The organism is Pseudomonas reactans (genome assembly GCF_013387025.1).
Classification (GTDB): domain Bacteria; phylum Pseudomonadota; class Gammaproteobacteria; order Pseudomonadales; family Pseudomonadaceae; genus Aquipseudomonas; species Aquipseudomonas reactans.
Map to the genome: position 1 here is coordinate 21,918 of NZ_JACAQP010000033.1, position 17,701 is coordinate 39,618.

Genomic DNA, 17,701 nt, shown 5'->3' on the forward strand with positions numbered 1-17,701 from the left:
TTTATGTGGGAGCTGGCTTGCCTGCGATTGCAGTGTGTCAGTCAATGAATCTGTGACTGGAAGACCGCTATCGCAGGCAAGCCAGCTCCCACATTGGATTGCATTTCAACGGTTAAGCGCGGGCTCTGCGCCAGGCGTTGATGAGTTGTTCGAAGGTGGCTTGCACCTGCTGGACCAAGGTCTCGTCATCGATCTCCCCCGCCATCCACGCGCGGCTCGGTTCCTGAAAGATTGTGCGGCCCACGGCAAACCCACGGCAGGTGGTGCTCTGGCTGGCCTGCTGGAAGCCGTCGGCGAGAAATTCCGCCGAGGCATTCAGGCCCAACAACACCACGCCACGGCAGTACGGATCGCGCTCCTCGATCAGTTCGTCGAGCTTCTTCCAGTCTTCGGCCGATTGCGCCTCGATCTTCCACCACGCCGGGTAGATACCCAGGTTGTACAGGCGCTTGAGGCTGCGGTAGAGCACGTCCGGGCAGGTGGACGGGTGATCCTTGGGCGGGATGACTTCCAGCAGCAGCTCATGGCCACTGACAATCGACGCTTCGTACACCGCCTTGAGTTGTGCCTCTTGCTCCAGGCGCAGCATCGGCTCGTCATCCGGGTGGAATTGCACCAGGCACTTGATGATCTGTTCCTGGGGCCAGGCGATCAGGTTGCTGCCCACTGAACGACCATGTTCGAACGCCAGGGGGCGCGAGTTCTGCACTTCCACCGGGCGCGCGATCCACCAGCCACGACCACTGGCGGCGTTGAGCGCGTCCTGGCCGAAGCGTTGGTCGGCAAGCAGGCCGACGTCGGCTTCCACCCCTTGCTCGGCGAGTTTTTTCTCGACGCGTTCGATGGCCTGGATAAACAGTTGCTTGGCATCGCTGATGCGCGCCGGGTCCTGGCCGCCCTTTTGCGCCAAGTCCACCAGTTGCCAGCGGTGATCGAAGGCAAACACGAACAATTGCTTCCAGGCCTTGCGCGGCACCGTCACGCGGTGCAGGCGTTGCAGGGTCACATCCTGGTCCGGGCGGGTAATCGGCACCGGGCTGTTGAACAGGTATTCCAGCTCCGCCGGCGTCGGCATGGCCGGCGCGCAGGCGTGGCGGGAGACGACCAGGCCGCCACAGGCGTTGGCCAACTGGCTGCAACGCTCGTCACTCGCGTCGTTGATCCAGCCGCTGAGGAAACCCGACATGAACGCATCGCCGGCGCCCAATACGTTGAGCACTTCAACGCGCACACCGGGGTAGATAGCACCGTCTTCCAGGCACGCTGGAATAGCGCCGTGGATCACCGTGCAACCCTGCGGGCCGAGCTTGACCACCAAGGTCGCCGGGGTCAGTTCACGCACTCTGCGCAACGCGGTGAGTAAATCTTCACTGCCGCCCGCGATAAGAAATTCTTCTTCAGTACCGACGATCAAATCGAAGCGCGGCAGGATGGTCTGCACGTGCTGGCTGACATTCTGGTCAGCGACAAAGCGGGTTTCACCATCGGCCTTGCCCGCCAGGCCCCACAGCACCGGGCGGTAGTCGATATCCAGCACACGCTTGACGTTGTGCTTGGCCGCGTAGTCCAGGGCCTGGATGCTGGCCTTGTACACGCCGTCGGTGGAGAAATGCGTGCCGGTGATCAGCAGCGCCTTGCTGGAGGCAATAAAGGCTTCGTTGATGTCTTCGGCGCGCAGGGCCATGTCGGCGCAGTTTTCGCGGTAGAACACCAGGGGGAAGGTTTCGCGGTCCTTGAGGCCGAGCAACACCAAGGCGGTGAGGCGTTCCGGGTCGACCTTGATGCCGCTGACGTCACAGCCTTCGCGGGCCAGGGACTCCACCAGGAAGCGCCCCATATGGTCGTCGCCGACCCGGCTCAACATCGCCGACTTGAGCCCGAGCCTGGCGGTGCCGAAGGCGATGTTGGCGGAGGACCCGCCGAGGTACTTGGCGAAGCTGGACACGTCCTCAAGCCGCGCACCCACTTGCTGCGCATAAAGGTCGACGCCCAGGCGCCCGAGGCAAATCAGATCCAATTGACGCCCACTGGCAAAACGAGTCTGGCCCATGCTGGCTCCTGTTATTTTTATCAGCCTGCGTTGTGCCGACGTGGCGACGGCAAACGCTCTTGGTGGGAGCAGACTAGAACGTCCGGCGACGCCAATCAATATTTATTCCAGATATTTTTTCATTGGAATATTTTTTCCATTAAGCTTGTACAGGGGCCATCCCACTACAGTGCATCGTTTCAGCAGGCTACGCCGGCCGTGATGCCGAGGTATTTTTTTGCGCCTACCCTGTAGACTTGCGCCACCCATCAGCGCAACAGACAAAAACGCCAGAAGGATTGCCCATGTCCCGCACCGATCCCGAGACCACCCTGGAAGACACTATCGCCAGCCCTCCGATCAATGCCGAGCGCCTGTTGCAGCTGATCACCGACGAATACGAGAGCCTGCCGCGCCAGCTCAAGCGCATCGCCAGCTACATGAGCCAGCAGAGCGACCGGATCATGGTCGACCGCATCAGCGACATCGCCCGCGAGTGCGAGGTGCACCCGTCGGCCATCGTGCGCTTCTCGCAACGTTTCGGGTTCAGTGGCTTCAGTGAGATGCAGGCGTTGTTCCGCGAGGCCTACACCCACAAGACCACGCCGGTGCAGAACTACCAACAACGCATCCGCAGCATGATCGCCAACAAGTCGCAGAAGGCCAGCGGTGGCGACCTGGCGCGCGAATGCGTCAACGCGACCTTGTCCGGCATCGAGCGCCTGGGGCTGGAGTTGGATGATGTCGCGTTCGACAAAGCCGTGGACCTGGTGGTGAATGCCGACAATATCTACGTGGTCGGCGTGCGCCGCTCTTTTGCGGTGGCCGATTACCTGGTCTACAACCTGCAACACACCAACAAGCGCATCCACCTGATTTCAGGCCTGGGCGGCAGCTACCGCGAGCAGATGCGCAGCGTGCGCGCCAATGACCTGGTGATCGCCATCAGCTTTACGCCCTACGGCAAAGAAACCCAGCACTGTTTGCGGATCGCCCAGCATCATCAGGCCAAGACCCTGATCATCACCGACAGCAACCTGTCGCCCCTGGCCAAGCGGGCGAACGCGGTGCTGTTGGTGAATGAAGGCTCGTCGTTTGCCTTCCGCTCGTTGAGCGCCACCCTGTGCCTGTGCCAGGCGTTGTTTATTGCGGTGGCGTACCGATTGGAGTTGAAGGTGGATGAGATTCATGAGCAGGTCGGCTTCGACGACTGAGCATCAACCGATAGGCCGCCGGAATCACAAACAGCGACAACAACGGCGCCGTGAGCATCCCGCCGATCATCGGCGCGGCGATGCGGCTCATCACTTCGCTGCCAGTGCCGCTGTCCAGCAGGATCGGCAACAAGCCCGCGATGATCACCGCCACCGTCATCGCCTTGGGCCGTACCCGCAGCACCGCGCCTTCGGTGATGGCGGCCAGCAGATCCCCATCCTTGCGTTCGGCCCAGGCGTTTTTCAGATAGAGCAGCATGATCACGCCGAACTCCGCCGACACACCGGCCAGCGCGATAAACCCTACGCCCGTGGCCACTGACAGGTTGAAACCCAGCCCGTAAAGCAACCACACCCCGCCCGTCAGTGCGAACGGCAAAGTCGCCAGGATCAGCAATGCTTCGTCCGCCCGGCGAAAGGTCAGGTACAGCAGCACGAAGATGATCAGCAAGGTCGCCGGCACCACCAGTTTCAGGCGTTGATTGGCCCGCTCCAGGAATTCGAACTGCCCCGAATAGCTGAGGCTCATGCCCGGTTGCAGCTGCACCTGCTGGTTGATCGCTGTGCGCAAGTCCTTCACCACCGACGCCAGGTCGCGATCACGCACGTCGATGTAGACCCAGCCGGAAGGCCGTGCGTTTTCGCTCTTGAGCATCGGCGGGCCGTCGCTCACCTTGACCTTGGCCACCGTGCCCAGGGTGATTTGACTGCCTGACGGCGTGTAGATCGGTAAACCTGCCAAGGCCGTCACCGAGTCGCGCCATTCCTTTGGATAGCGCAGGCTGATCGGGAAGCGCGCCAGGCCTTCCACGGTTTCGCCAATGGTTTCCCCGCCGATGGCACCCGACACAATCGACTGCACATCGGCGATGTTCAGTCCGTACTGCGCGGCAGCTGCCCGGTCGATATCCACGTCGATGTAACGCCCGCCGGTCAAGCGTTCGGCCAAGGCTGAACTGACGCCCGGCACGCCCTTGGCGACTTTTTCCACCGCCTGGGTCACTGCGTCGATCTGCATCAGGCTGGTACCGGCGACCTTCACGCCGACCGGGCTTTTCACGCCGGTGGCAAGCATGTCGATGCGGTTGCGGATCGGCGGGATCCAGATGTTGGTCAGCCCCGGCACCTGCACCACGCGGTCGAGCTCCTTCACCAGTTTGTCCGGGGTCATACCGGGGCGCCATTGGTCACGAGGCTTGAACTCGATAGTGGTCTCGAACATTTCCAACGGGGCCGGGTCAGTGGCGGTTTCGGCGCGACCGGCCTTGCCGAACACGTGTGCGACTTCGGGTACGGTCTTGATCAGCCGGTCGGTGCGTTGCAGCAACTCACCCGCCGTTTGCGTCGACAGACCCGGCAGTGCCGAGGGCATGTACAGCAAATCCCCTTCGTCCAGCGGCGGCAGGAATTCCCCGCCCAGTTTGGAGATTGGCCACAGCGCACTGGCGACCACCAGCAACGCCACCACCAGGGTCAGGCGCGGCCGACGCAGCACCGCCTCCAGCGCAGGCTGGTAGAGCTTGATCAGGCCACGATTGAGCGGGTTACGCTGCTCATCCGGGATACGCCCGCGAATCCAGTAGCCCATCAGCACCGGGATCAAGGTCACCGACAAACCGGCGGCCGCCGCCATGGCGTAGGTCTTGGTGTAGGCCAGCGGACCGAACAAGCGACCTTCCTGGGCCTGCAAGGTAAACACCGGAATGAACGACAAGGTGATGATCAACAGGCAGAAAAACAGCGCCGGGCCGACCTCTACCGCCGCGTCGGTCATGACCTTCCAGTGGTCTTCACCCTTGAGTTCACGACCCGGATTGGCGTGGTGCCAGGCTTCGATTTTCTTGTGGGCGTTTTCGATCATCACCACCGCCGCGTCGACCATCGCGCCGATGGCAATCGCAATGCCGCCCAAGGACATGATGTTGGCGTTGATGCCCTGGAAACGCATGACGATAAACGCGATCAACACCCCCACCGGCAGCGAAATGATCGCCACCAGGGATGAACGCAGGTGCCACAGGAAAATCCCGCAGACCAGCGCCACCACCACGAACTCTTCCAGCAACTTGTGGCTGAGGTTGTCCACGGCGCGGTCGATGAGTTTGCTGCGGTCGTAGGTGGTGACGATCTCCACGCCGGGCGGCAGGCTGCTTTTCAGTTGCTCAAGCTTGGTTTTTACCGCTGCGATGGCCTCCCGCGCGTTCTTGCCACTGCGCAGGATCACTACACCGCCCACCGCTTCGCCTTCGCCGTCCAGCTCGCTGACGCCCCGACGCAGGTCCGGCCCCAGTTGAACGGTTGCCACATCACCCAGGGTCACAGGTACGCTGTTGGCGTCCAGCCGCAAGGGAATCCCGCGAAAATCCTGCAGCGACTTGAGGTAGCCGGACGCCCGCACCATGTACTCGGACTCGCCCATGTTCAGCACCGAGCCGCCGGTTTCCTGGTTGGCTTTGCCGATGGCCTCCACCACCTGTGCCTGGGTGATGCCGCGATTGGCCAGGGCCAGCGGATCGAGCTGCACTTGGTACTGCTTGACCTGGCCACCGATGGTCGCGACTTCGGCCACATTGGGCAGGGTCTTGAGTTCGAACTTGAGGAACCAGTCCTGCAAGGCGCGCAACTGCGCCAGGTCATGCTGGCCGCTGCGGTCCACCAGTGCGTACTGGTAGATCCAGCCGACTCCAGTGGCGTCCGGCCCCAACGCCGGTTTGGCCGATGCGGGCAAACGCGCCTGCAACTGGCTAAGGTATTCCAGCACCCGCGAGCGCGCCCAATACAGGTCGGTGCCTTCGTCGAACAGCACATACACGTAGCTGTCGCCGAAAAAGGAAAACCCGCGCACGGTCTTGGCGCCCGGCACCGAAAGCATGGTGGTGGTCATCGGGTAGGTGACCTGGTTTTCCACGATCTGCGGCGCCTGGCCGGGATACGGCGTGCGGATGATCACCTGCACATCGGAGAGGTCCGGCAGTGCGTCGACCGGCGTGTTTTGAACCGCCCAGACGCCCCAAGCGGTGACAAACAACGTCGCGAGCAATACCAGAAAACGGTTGGCGACTGACCAACGAATCAATAAGGCGATCATGGTTGGATAATCCCGCGCAAACTGGCTTCAGAGTCCAGCAGGAATTGACCGGACGCGACCACCTGCTGGCCTTCCTGCAAACCGCTGCGGATCACCGTCATCTCCTGGCTTTGCGCGCCGACCTCGACATCCACCGGGCGGTAATGCCCGCCCTCCTCGGCCAGCATCACCAGCGTACGTTTACCGGTACGGATCAACGCTTCGCTGGGCACTTGCAGCACGGATTGCGCGGAGGATTGTGCCACGCGCACCTGGGCCGTCATGCCGGGGCGCAACGTGCCGGCTGTATTGGGCAGTTCAACGCGAACCTGCACGGTGCGGCTGTCGCCGGCAATCGCCGGCAAAATGGCACTGACGGTGCCCTTGACGGTTTGCCCCGGCAGCCCGACAAAGCGGCTTTCCACCGCTTGCCCCACAGCCAGCGCCGCACCTTGAGCTTGCGGCACAGAAACCTGCAACCACAGGCGATCCAGGCCATTGATGCGCGCAAGGCTCTGCCCCGCCGCCATTGTCATGCCTTCACGCACGTCCAGGGTTTGCACCACGCCGCCGATGGGGCTGGTGACGGTCAACACCGATTGCACACGGCCGCTTCGCTCCATCTGCGCGATCAACCCGGCGGGCATACCGCTAAGACGCAAACGCTGACGCGCTGCCGCCAACAAGCTCGCATCCGCGCTGCGGTGCAAGGCCAGGAACTCTTCCTGGGCCGCCGCCCATTCGGGTATCAACAGGTCAGCCAGAGGCGCGCCGGCCTTGAGCACGTCGCCCGGCGCGCGGTCATACACGCGCTCGACAAAGCCGGCCGCCCGCGCCTGTACCACGGCGACGTCGCGCTCGTTGAAGGCGAGGATGCCGGACACGTCCAGCGTGGACGCCAACACGCCACGGGTGACCATTGCCAGGCGCACACCGAGGTTCTGCGCCACACGGGGGTCGATCTGCACAGCGGTGCTGTCTGCAGCGCCTTCGGCATAACGCGGCACCAATTGCATGTCCATGAAAGGCGACTTGCCAGGTTTGTCGAATTTCTGCTGCGGGTACATCGGGTCATACCAGTACAGCGCCGGTTTGTCGGCCATGGCGGCGACCGGAGCCGGTACCTGCGCCAGCCAGTAACCGGCGCCCAGGCCACCGCCCAACAGCGCCACCGCGAGGAATCGATTAATCATGGGAGGCTTCTCCGTAGGCGAAATACAGCTGCGCGCCGATCAGGGCACGTTGCTCGAGGGCATCGATCTGTTTGAAACGGGCTTCGACCAGCTCACGGCGGGCGCTGACCAGGTTGAGCAAGTCGCCCTTGCCAGCGCGATAACCGGCCAGGCTCAGCGCGACCTTTTCTTCGGCCAGGGGCACCAGGCTGTCCTGGCTGCGCTGCACGGCGCGGTCCAAGCGCTGGTATTGCGCGAGGTCATCATCCAGTTGCTGGGTGTGTTCGCGGGTGACCGCTTCGCGCTCGGCATCCAGCTGATCCAGCTCGGCTTGCTTGGCGGCGATCCCGGGGTTTTGCCGGCGACCGGGGAAGATCGGCAGGTCGAAACTCAATTGCAGGCTGACCATATCGCCGTATTCACGGCCACGGTGCTGGTAGTCCACTTCCCAACTCCAGTCCGACGTCTTTTGCGCCTTGGCTTCGCGCAACCGCGCTTGCGCCTCGCGGGTGCGCGGCGCAAAAGCTTGCAGTTCAGGGTGTTGATGCAGGTTGTAGCGCCCGTCGATGGGCCAGTTGGGCAACTGGCCGCTGGGTGCTTCATTGGCGGCCGGGCCGATCCAGCGCTTGAGCGCCGCGCGGGCCTGGGCGCGTTGCTGGGTCAGCTTGTCTTCGCGCCCGGCCAGTTCGGCGGCTTCCTGTTTGGGCATTACCGCATCCGAGGGCTGGCCGCGACCACCGGCCAATTGCGCACGCACGCTGTCTTGCAGCAGGCGGTTCTGCTGGTAGAAGTCCTTGAACAAGACCTCCTTGCGTTCCACCGCATAGGCACGGATCCAGGCTTGGGCCGTGGCCTGGCGCACGTTCAGGCGCTCGATCCGACCTTCGGCCGCGGTGCGCTCCACCGTGGCATCGGCCAGCTCGATACGCGCCTTGCGCTTGTCGCGGCTGGGCACCTGCTGCTGGATACCGATCATTTGCTCGGTCATGTCATCGCCATACAGCGTGCCGCGATTGGGCCCACCAATGGGGAAGTTCTGCAGGCCGACCACCAGTTTCGGATCGGGCAATTCACCCGCCGGGATCGCCGCCTGGGTCGCAGCTTGCAACTTGGCCGACTCAGCAGCGAGCGACGGTGCGTTGTTCTGCGCCAGGCGCAGGGCGTCGTCCAGGGTCAGCGCACTCGCCCACGCCGGCCACGCCAGCACGCCCACCACCAGGGCGCGCATGTAGAAGGGATTCATGTTGAAAATTCCTGTTCCGTTGCGCTGCGCGCCGCGTTACGCGGCCCGCAGCAAAGCCATCCCGTTCAGGGGATGCGTCTTGAGGTGCAACAGGAATCAGGAACGGGGTGGGCGCCAGACGCCGGACGGCGTGCGGTCGGGGATGAAATCCGAAAAAGCGCTGACGAGCAGCGGATGGGCCAGGGTCAACGGCGCCTTGAGCACCGGCAGGGAGAGTTGCAGCAGGCCGCCGGTTTTGCATTCCTGGCCGGGTTTGCAGGCCTTGCCGTGATCAACACCGTCTTGGCAGCAGTCCGGGTTCATGTCGGTCATCACCTGCATGTCCGACATCTTCATCGGGCAGGGTTCGGTGCTCGATGGCACACCCGCCATCCCGGTCAGGGGAAGCGTGAGGCTCAACAGCAGGACCAGAACTAAACGCAAAAGGCGGCTCATGGGGCGCGAGTCTAGCCAAGCGCGGGTTAAGCCGCTATTAACAATTGCGTGAGAACTCGGCCGTGATAGCGGATCTGGGCCAGGGTCAACGCGGTGTAGCCGATGATCACCGCCGGCGGCAAGCTCACGCCGTGACAGAACTTGCCCAGTGGCTGCAGCGTCAACCCGGCTTCGGCGGCACGCTTGCAGAAATCGCCCTCTTCGACACCGGCCGGCAACCACAACACAAAATGCAACCCAGCCTGCTGGCCACTGACCGCGCAGCGCCCGCCCAGGCATTCGAGCAACGCATCGCGACGGGCCTGGTACGCCTGGCGCGAGGCACGCAAGTGACGCACGAAGGCGCCAGTGCGCAAGAACTCGACCAACCCCAATTGATCAGTGGCCCCCACCGAATGTCCGGTGAGTTGCAAGGTGCGCAACAGCCCGCGACGCAACGCCTTGGGCACCACCATGAAGCCGACGCGCAAGCCGGGGAACAGGTTCTTGTTGAAGCTGCCGCAGTAGATCACGCGGTCGGCCGAATCCAGGGACTTGAGCGCGGCCAGTGGCGCGGTGTTGTAGTTGTACTCGCTGTCGTAATCGTCTTCGACCACCCAGGCGTCGGCGCGGGCAGCCCAGTCCAGCAGCGCCAGGCGACGGGACACCGACAGCGTCATGCCCAGGGGCGCCTGGTGCGCCGGGGTGACGTAGGCCAAGCGGGCTGTCTCGGGAAGTTGCGCAGTATCGAGGCCCTCGGCGGTGACGGGGATGCCCTGCACATCGGCGCCTGCCAGCGTGAATAGGCGCCGTGCCGGCAGGTAGCCGGGATCCTCGACACAGGCCCTATCGCCAGCCTTGAGCACGCTGCGCGCGATCAGGGCCAGGGCGTGGCGGATGCCGGTGGTGACAATCACCTCATCGGCTTCGCAATGCAGGCCGCGATAGCTGCGCAGGTAGTCGGCGATCTGTGCGCGCAACTCGGGCAGGCCGGCCGGGTGTGACGCTTCCAACACGCCCGGCCCGACTGACAACAGCCCACGGGTAATGCAGCGGGCCCAGCCCTTCAGATCGAACAGGCTGGCATCCGGGCGCCGTGCGACAAAGGGCACATGACTCTGCACACCACTGTCCGGCAGATCAGACTCCACAGGCCGACGGGGTATGTCCTTGGCCAACGGCGCTGCGATGAACTGCTCGGGGATCACCGCGCACACCCGCGTGCCGGACCCGGCGACCCGTTGCACGTAGCCTTCGCTGTGCAGGCGGTCGAACACGGCTTCCAGCGTGCCACGGGAGACCCGCCAGCGTTCGGCCAGGCTCCGCGTGGAGGGCAAACGGCTGCCCGCCGGCAGTTGGCGGTTCAGGATCGCACCGCGCAAGGCTTCGTAGGCGCCCTGCTGCTTGCCCGCCTCCAGCGTGTCGGGGCGCGGCAAATCGAGGGCGGATGCGGTTTTTCCTCGGCTCATAGTGGTCCTTTCAAACAAGGCACAAGTGGTCCTAATGATTAAACCACAATGCGACTAGAGTCCGGGCTCTACTCTTTGCATCGAGACGTCCCATGACTCAACGCGCCCTCTCCACCGGGTTCTGGCTGGTGCTGCTGACCGTGCTCATCGCCTTGCCACGCATCACCTTGGACATGCACCTGCCGGCCCTGCCCGCCATGGCTGATGACTTCCAGACCAGCGACAGCCAGTTGCAACTGACCCTGACGCTGTACGCACTCGGCTCGGCGATTTCACTGCTGGTCAGCGGCCCGCTCACCGACCGCTTTGGTCGCCGTCCGGTGTTGCTGGCCGGGTTGTTCCTGTATGTCCTCGCCACGGCAGCTTGTGCCCTGGCGGACAACATCGCCGTGCTGATCATCGCCCGACTGTTCCAAGCCTTGGGTGGCTGTTGCACCACCGTGATCGGCCGTGTGATCGTGCGCGATTACTTCGACCGCAACGAGCAAGCACGCCTGCTTGGGCTGATCTCCATGGCCATGGCCATTTCGCCCATGGCCGCGCCGGTACTGGGTAGCCTGATGCTGCCGTTCATCCACTGGCGCGGGCTGTTCGTGCTGCTGGGCGTAATCGGAGCTGGGCTGTGCCTGGTGGTGTATCGCCGTCTGCCTGAAACCCGCCCGGCGGAAGTCGCCGCCGCCCCGCCGCGTGGGCTGCTGCGCATTTACGGCCAACTGCTGCGTGACCGTTACTTCCTGCGTTATTCCCTGGCGATCGGTTGCGTGTACAGCACCTATTTTCCGTTTATCAGCGAGTCATCGGCATTGCTGCAAAGGGGGTTTCATCTGTCTGCGACTGCTTACGCACTGGTCTTCGCAGCAACTATCAGCGGCTACATGCTGGGCGCGAACCTGTTTCGTCGGCTGGTGCGGCGCTTCGAGGCAGACCGTTTGATCGTCGCCGGCATAGCCGTGAACGTGCTGGGCAGTGGGATTCTCGCGCTGGCGACCGTCGCGCTGCCGGGAGAATGGCTGGCGATCGTGCTGCCGATGGTGCTGATCATGGTGTCGGTGGGAATGGTGATTCCGGCCTGTCAGCTGTCGGTGCTGCAGCCCTATGGTGCAATCGCGGGAACGGCATCCGGGTTGTTCTTTTTCACTCAGATGTTCCTGACGGCTGTGAGCAGTTGGGCGACCGGGCTGTTGTCCGATGGCACGTCGGCACCGTTGGTGATGATGACGGCACTGGCCAGTGTGTTGCTGGTGACAAGCTGGCTGGCCTTGCAGCAAAAAGCCGCGCCTGTTGCTCAGGCGCGGCTCGGGTAACACAACAATCAGTGCATGAAGATCGCGATCAGGATGATCACCGGGATAGGCACACCGAGGAACCAAAGCAGTAATGAGCGCATGATGTTCTCCTTGAATTAACGTACGAAGTGTTCGGTTTCGACATACACCACGGCATCGCGACGACGACCGCCAAAGGTGGCTGCGAAGCTGGCGAAGAACGCGCCGATCAACAGGGCAACAAAGGTCCACAGTGAGGTGTAGGCAGCGACCTTGGCGGCGGTATCAGCAGCTTGTTTGGCTTTGAGCTTGGCGTCTTCCACCGCTTTGCGGGCATCGCCGTAGACTTTGTCGATACGCGCTTCGGCATCCGCCTGGCTAAGGTTGGTGCGCTGGCTGATCAACTGGGCCAGGTAGGCACGGTCTTCGGGAGCCAGTTGGCCATCGTTGGCCAACGTGCGGGTGAAGATGCGAGCAACCACGCCGTGGGCGGCGTCATCGCTGACGGCGACCGGACGGTCGTCGCGGAACAGGCTGTCGACGTAGTAATCGAAGTCGCCGCCGTTAACACCTTTGGCAGCACTGCCAGCAGCTTGGGTGATGCCGCTGGCCGCGCCGGCTGCAACGCTGGCACCGGCTTTCACGCCGCCGCTGACGACACTGCTCACCGAACCGACCACCAGTACCGCAGTAATCAGCGTGGCCACAGCCCAGGCCAGGAAACCATGGGCGGTGTCGCGAAAGTACACCTCATCGCCGTGCATATTCGCCCATTTCACCCGCAACCGACCGGCGATGTAACCGCCCAGCCCGGACGCGACGATCTGGGTAAACGCCAGCCAGACAATCGTGGAAATGCCAAGCCCTTTGGCACTGATACCACTGTCAGCCCACGGCGACACCGCCGAAAAACCCAGGCCGAAGCCCAGCAGCACCAGGATCAGGGACAATGCGGCCGCAGCGGCCGCCCCAGCAAAAATCGCCCCCCAGGAAACCCCGGAGAGCGCGCTCGACTCTTGCAGCGTGGATGAGGATGTGATCATTGTTGTTGTGCTCCAAGGCAGAAAAATAGTGTTACAAATCTCAAAAGGGACAGTGCAGGCACCATGCCAGTCGTCACAAAAATAAATATCTATATATTTCAACAGGTTAAATAACTTGAACTTCCCAGGACCATGCAAGTTGCAAGAAACGCCAATGGCAGGCGGGCGTTATGCATTCCTGAAGGAAAATTTGGCGGTTTTGCCAACATGAAGTTTTATTTAGGAAGCGTTCAGCCATTTCTTGGCAAAATGCCCGTACTTCTGTAGGAGCCGGCTTGCCGGCGATTGCGGTCTTCCAGTGTGAAAGGTAATCCCATGACCCGAATTTTGACCATCGAGGATGACGCCGTAACGGCCCGCGAGATCGTCGCCGAGCTGAGTAGCCATGGACTGGATGTAGATTGGGTAGACAACGGCCGTGAAGGCCTGGTCCGCGCCGTGAGTGGCGATTACGACCTGATCACCCTCGACCGCATGCTGCCGGAGCTCGATGGATTGGCCATCGTCACCACGCTGCGCACGATTGGAGTGTCGACGCCGATCCTGATGATCAGCGCCCTCTCCGACGTGGATGAGCGTGTACGCGGCCTGCGTGCCGGCGGGGATGACTACCTCACCAAGCCGTTCGCCTCCGACGAAATGGCCGCCCGCGTCGAAGTGCTGCTGCGGCGCAAAAGCACGGTCCAGGAGTTCGAAACCGCCCTGCGCGTGGCCGACCTGGAGCTGAACCTGATCAGCCGCGAAGCCAGTCGCGCCGATCAGCCCCTGAGCCTGCTGCCCACCGAATACAAGTTGCTGGAATTCCTGATGCGCAACACCGGGCAGATCCTGTCGCGGATGATGATCTTCGAAGAAGTCTGGGGCTATCACTTCGACCCCGGCACTAACCTGATCGACGTGCACATCGGCCGTCTGCGCAAGAAGATCGACCCACCGGGCCTCACGCCGCTGATCCGCACGGTACGAGGTTCCGGTTATGTCATTGCTGAACCCCTCTAAAGGTTGGCGCTCTTCCAGCAGCCGCTTGCTGGCGCTGTACAGTTCGTTGTTCGTGGCCTGGAGCTGCATCCTCATGGGGGTGCTGTATTACGAGGTGTCGGGTTACCTGGGTGACCTGTCGCGCCATTCGCTGATGCAGCGCCAGCACCTGTTCCAACGCTTTGACGGCGAAGAACTGGTGGAAGCCCTGACCACCAGCATGACCTTCGACATGAAGGGCGTGGACGCCTACGGTCTGTTCGATGAGCAGTTCCGCCCGCTCAGTGGGCCGATCCGCGCGGTGCCGCCGGACCTGCCGCTGGACGGCAAGATCCACGCCCTGGTCAATTGCGTCGACTCCGACGACCCCAAGTTGCCCAAGGACAGCTGCGACGCTGTCGCCACCCACACCGAAGACGGCCGCTGGCTGGTGCTGGTGCGCGCCAACGGTTCGCTGTTCGGCGTGACCCGGATCATCTGGCATGCCCTGCTGTGGGCGCTTTCGTTGACGATTATCCCCGGCGCTGCCGGCTGGCACTTATTGCGTCGACGCCCGTTGCGGCGAATTCGCGGGATCCAGGCCAGCGCCGAAGCCATCGTTGCCGGCGACCTGACCCACCGCCTGCCGCTGTCGAATCGCCGCGACGAACTGGACATGCTCGCGGCCATCGTCAACGCCATGCTGGATCGCATCGAGAAGCTGATGAACGAGGTCAAGGGCGTGTGCGACAACATCGCCCACGACCTGCGCACCCCGCTGACACGCTTGCGCGCGCAGTTGTACCGGATCAAGCAGGAGGCCGAGGCGGAGTCGGACTACGCGGTAAAGCTGGATGACGCGATTGCCGAAACCGACACCCTGATGGCACGCTTTCGTGGGCTGTTGCGAATCTCCGAGCTGGAAGACCACCAGCGTCGCTCCGGCTTTTTGGTCATGGACCCGCTGCCGCTGTTGCGCGAGTTGCACGACTTCTACCTGCCGCTGGCCGAAGAAGGCGAACTGCAACTGCGGCTCGAAACCCCGGAATCCCTGCCGTGGATCACCGGCGACCGCGCGCTGCTGTTCGAAGCCCTGGCCAACCTGTTGAGCAACTCGATCAAGTTCTCCCCACCGGGCGGCGAAGTGATCTTGCGCGGGGTCAATGATGCGGGCAGCACGCGCATTGAAGTGCACGACTCCGGCCCCGGCATACCCGCGGCGGAACGTGACGCAGTGTTCCAGCGCTTCTATCGCGTGGATGAAAGCGACCAGCAAGGCGGGTTCGGGTTGGGCTTGTCGATCGTGGCGGCGATCATCAACTTGCATGGGTTCAAGTTGGAAGTGGGTACCAGTGAACAAGGCGGTGCCAGATTAGTCCTGGAATGCCGCCAGCAGCTCATGCCTGAATAACACAAGCACCACAAAACCTTGTAGGAGCTGGCTTGCCTGCGATGGCAGTGGATCAGTCAACATTTCCAGTGACTGATACACCGCTATCGCAGGCAAGCCAGCTCCCACACTGGAGTTAGAAGTTAGCCCGCAACGCCTCAAGCCCACCGCTGTAGACACCGGCAAACAATTCCTCCACCGCCGCATCCGTAGTCCCCGCCGCCGGCGTGAACACACCCGACCAGGTCACTTTCGCCGACGTTTCGGTCAGGGCTTCAACCTGCAATGTCGCCAGGTACGCACTCACCGGGAACGGTGACTGCTCGATGGTGTAGCTGTAGGTGCGCCCGACGTTATCAAAGCTCTGCAACCGCTCCACCACCACACCACCGTCGGCGGTTTGCAGATGACGCACGCGACCGCCATCGCTTGGCTCGCTTTTTACAATGAACGGCAGCCAGTCCGGCAGGCTGTTGAAGCCGCCGACCAATTGCCAGACCTGATCGGCCGAAACCGGGATTTCAATCACAGAAGACGCTGTTGCCACGTTAATTACTCCAGAAAATGAAAAACAATTCAGATGGCCATGCTGTCGACCACACCACCGTCGACCCGCAACGCGGCACCGGTGGTGGCAGATGACAGGGGTGAAGCAATGTACGCCACCAGGTTGGCGACTTCATCCACATTGGCCGCGCGCTGGATGATCGAGGTCGGCCGTGCGTTACGCACAAACACATCCGCCTCGTCCCGCGCACTGCGCCCGGATTGTGCGGTGGCGTCCTTGAGCATCTGCTCCAGGCCGTCGGTAAAGGTCGGCCCAGGCAACACCGCGTTTACCGTCACGCCGGTGCCCGCCAGGCGCTTGGCCAAACCATGGGACACCGCCAGGTTGGCGCTCTTGGTCACGCCGTAGTTGATCATGTCCGCCGGGGTCGCCACGCCGGACTCCGACGACAGGAAAATCACCCGCCCCCAGCCCTGCTCGACCATGCCCGGCGTGTAATGCCGCGCCAGGCGCACGCCGGAGATCACATTGACCTCATAGAAGCGCGTCCACTCGCTGTCCGGGGCCTCAAAGAAATCCACATCGTTGAAGATGCCCAGGTTGTTGACCAGGATGTCGGCACGCGGTTCGGCAGCGAAGAGTTTTTCTGCGCCTTCGGCCGTACCGAGATCCGCCACCAAACCACGCAGGTCAGCACCGGGAACGGCCTGGCGGATGCTCGCCAAGGCGTCATCCACCTTGCCCGCTTCACGCCCGATCACCACCACCGTGGCGCCGGACTGCGCCAGCGCCTGGCTGATGCCCAGGCCAATACCGGCGGTGCTGCCGCTGACAATCGCTACTTTGCCGCTTACATCAATTTTCATGATTGAAACTCCTGAAGTTAAAGCGGCAGTGGTGCACGATCCGAAATCAATCGGGCATCGCGCAGGGCCTGCCAGAAGGCTGCTGGAATCTTTTCTGACAACGCTGCAACGTCTTCGGCAATCCGCCCCGGACGACTGGCACCGGGAATCACCGCTGCCACGGCCGGATGGGCCAGGGAGAATTGCAGCGCGGCGGCTTTCACGCTGACGCCGAACGCCTGGGCAATCGCCTTGATCTGCTCGACCTTGCTGATGATCGCCGGGCTGGCTTTCTGGTATTCGAAGTGTTCGCCACCGGCAAGGATGCCGGAGCTGTAGGGGCCACCGACGACGATTTCGACGTTCTGCGCCAGGGCCGCGTCCATCAGGCGTTGCAGGGCGCGATCGTGGTCCAGCAGAGTGTAGCGGCCGGCCAGCAAAAAGCCGTCGGGTTGCGCTTCCGTCAGGTCCAGGGTCAATTCGCACGGCTCGACGCGGTTCACGCCCAGGCCCCAGGCCTTGATCACGCCCTCTTCGCGCAAGCGAGTCAGCACTTTGAACGCACCGGTACGGGCCTGGTTGAAGTACTCCAGCCACTGGTCGCCGTAGAAGTCCTGGGCGATGTCGTGAATCCACACGATGTCCAGGCGATCGGTGTTCAGGCGGGTCAGGCTGTCTTCGATGGAGCGCAAGGTGGCGTCGGCGCTGTAGTCGTTGAGCATCTTGTTGGGGCGGCCGTGTTCGAACACGCCGCTTTTTTCGCCGAGGTCGCGGGCGCTGTCTTCGACTTCGTCGAGGATCACCCGGCCAACCTTGGTGCTGAGCACGAAATCATCGCGGTTGTACTGCGACAGCGCTTGGCCCAGGCGGATTTCCGAGAGGCCCGAGCCGTAGAACGGCGCAGTGTCGAAATAGCGCACGCCGGCGTTCCAGGCCGCCTCCACAGTGGCCTGGGCCTCGTCTTCAGGAATGGCGCGGAACATGTTGCCCAGCGGTGCGGTGCCAAAGCCGAGCTGGCCGGGGAGTTTGTCTTTCAAGCTCATGATGGATCCTCAATGGGTTCAGGGGTCGCTGTGACCGTTGAG

At 62.6% G+C, this 17,701-nt stretch carries 14 protein-coding genes; 4 read left to right on the forward strand and 10 right to left on the reverse strand.

Annotated elements, in window-relative coordinates; all coding sequences use genetic code 11:
- Positions 1-112: 112 nt before the first annotated feature.
- Positions 113-2,050, reverse strand: a complete 1,938-nt coding sequence (locus HX793_RS24875; RefSeq protein WP_177096524.1) for a bifunctional 5-dehydro-2-deoxygluconokinase/5-dehydro-2-deoxyphosphogluconate aldolase — start codon at positions 2,048-2,050, stop codon at positions 113-115.
- 284 nt (positions 2,051-2,334) lie between these two features.
- Between HX793_RS24875 and HX793_RS24880 the strand changes: the two genes are divergently transcribed.
- Entirely contained in the window at positions 2,335-3,243 is a 909-nt protein-coding gene (locus HX793_RS24880) for a MurR/RpiR family transcriptional regulator (protein WP_010211026.1), read from the forward strand.
- Here the strand turns inward: HX793_RS24880 and HX793_RS24885 are convergent.
- From HX793_RS24885 to pdxR, 5 genes are all read right to left on the reverse strand, one after another.
- A complete protein-coding gene (locus HX793_RS24885; RefSeq protein WP_177096521.1) occupies positions 3,173-6,331 on the reverse strand; it encodes an efflux RND transporter permease subunit in 3,159 nt (1,052 codons plus the stop codon). The two genes, HX793_RS24880 and HX793_RS24885, sit on opposite strands and share 71 nt — an antisense overlap.
- The gene (locus HX793_RS24890; RefSeq protein WP_177096519.1) at positions 6,328-7,503 is read right to left on the reverse strand and encodes an efflux RND transporter periplasmic adaptor subunit; all 1,176 of its coding nucleotides are present in this window, start codon (positions 7,501-7,503) and stop codon (positions 6,328-6,330) included. The genes HX793_RS24885 and HX793_RS24890 overlap by 4 nt, the downstream gene beginning before the upstream one ends.
- Positions 7,496-8,725, reverse strand: a complete 1,230-nt coding sequence (locus tag HX793_RS24895) for a TolC family protein (RefSeq protein WP_177062370.1) — start codon at positions 8,723-8,725, stop codon at positions 7,496-7,498. Before HX793_RS24895 ends, HX793_RS24890 begins: the two co-directional genes overlap by 8 nt.
- A 96-nt stretch (positions 8,726-8,821) precedes the next feature.
- A complete protein-coding gene (locus tag HX793_RS24900) occupies positions 8,822-9,160 on the reverse strand; it encodes a hypothetical protein (RefSeq protein WP_177096518.1) in 339 nt (112 codons plus the stop codon).
- A gap of 26 nt (positions 9,161-9,186) precedes the next feature.
- Positions 9,187-10,608, reverse strand: coding sequence for a MocR-like pyridoxine biosynthesis transcription factor PdxR (pdxR, locus tag HX793_RS24905; protein ID WP_177096516.1), 1,422 nt, complete (start codon positions 10,606-10,608; stop codon positions 9,187-9,189).
- Positions 10,609-10,700: 92 nt separating this feature from the next.
- Here pdxR and HX793_RS24910 point away from each other — a divergent pair, with 92 nt between their 5' ends.
- The gene (locus HX793_RS24910; RefSeq protein ID WP_177096514.1) at positions 10,701-11,912 is read left to right on the forward strand and encodes a multidrug effflux MFS transporter; all 1,212 of its coding nucleotides are present in this window, start codon (positions 10,701-10,703) and stop codon (positions 11,910-11,912) included.
- Between the two features lie 98 nt (positions 11,913-12,010).
- On the opposite strand, the gene HX793_RS24915 is transcribed toward HX793_RS24910, so the two are convergent.
- On the reverse strand, positions 12,011-12,916 hold the full coding sequence (locus HX793_RS24915; RefSeq protein ID WP_095015851.1) for a hypothetical protein: 906 nt from the start codon (positions 12,914-12,916) through the stop codon (positions 12,011-12,013).
- A gap of 315 nt (positions 12,917-13,231) precedes the next feature.
- Between HX793_RS24915 and HX793_RS24920 the strand changes: the two genes are divergently transcribed.
- Positions 13,232-13,915, forward strand: a complete 684-nt coding sequence (locus HX793_RS24920) for a response regulator transcription factor (RefSeq protein ID WP_010211030.1) — start codon at positions 13,232-13,234, stop codon at positions 13,913-13,915.
- Positions 13,893-15,284 (forward strand): sensor histidine kinase, encoded by a 1,392-nt coding sequence (locus tag HX793_RS24925; RefSeq protein WP_016975576.1) that lies wholly within the window; start codon positions 13,893-13,895, stop codon positions 15,282-15,284. The genes HX793_RS24920 and HX793_RS24925 overlap by 23 nt, the downstream gene beginning before the upstream one ends.
- A gap of 115 nt (positions 15,285-15,399) precedes the next feature.
- On the opposite strand, the gene HX793_RS24930 is transcribed toward HX793_RS24925, so the two are convergent.
- From HX793_RS24930 to HX793_RS24940, 3 genes are read right to left on the reverse strand one after another with little or no spacing between them, the layout of a single operon-like run.
- Positions 15,400-15,810 carry an SRPBCC family protein gene (locus HX793_RS24930; protein ID WP_016975577.1) on the reverse strand — a complete coding sequence of 137 codons (411 nt, stop codon included), beginning with the start codon at positions 15,808-15,810 and terminating at the stop codon, positions 15,400-15,402.
- A gap of 29 nt (positions 15,811-15,839) precedes the next feature.
- A complete protein-coding gene (locus HX793_RS24935) occupies positions 15,840-16,637 on the reverse strand; it encodes an SDR family NAD(P)-dependent oxidoreductase (RefSeq protein WP_177053785.1) in 798 nt (265 codons plus the stop codon).
- Positions 16,638-16,654: 17 nt separating this feature from the next.
- Positions 16,655-17,659, reverse strand: a complete 1,005-nt coding sequence (locus HX793_RS24940) for an aldo/keto reductase (RefSeq protein ID WP_177053786.1) — start codon at positions 17,657-17,659, stop codon at positions 16,655-16,657.
- Positions 17,660-17,701: the final 42 nt, after the last annotated feature.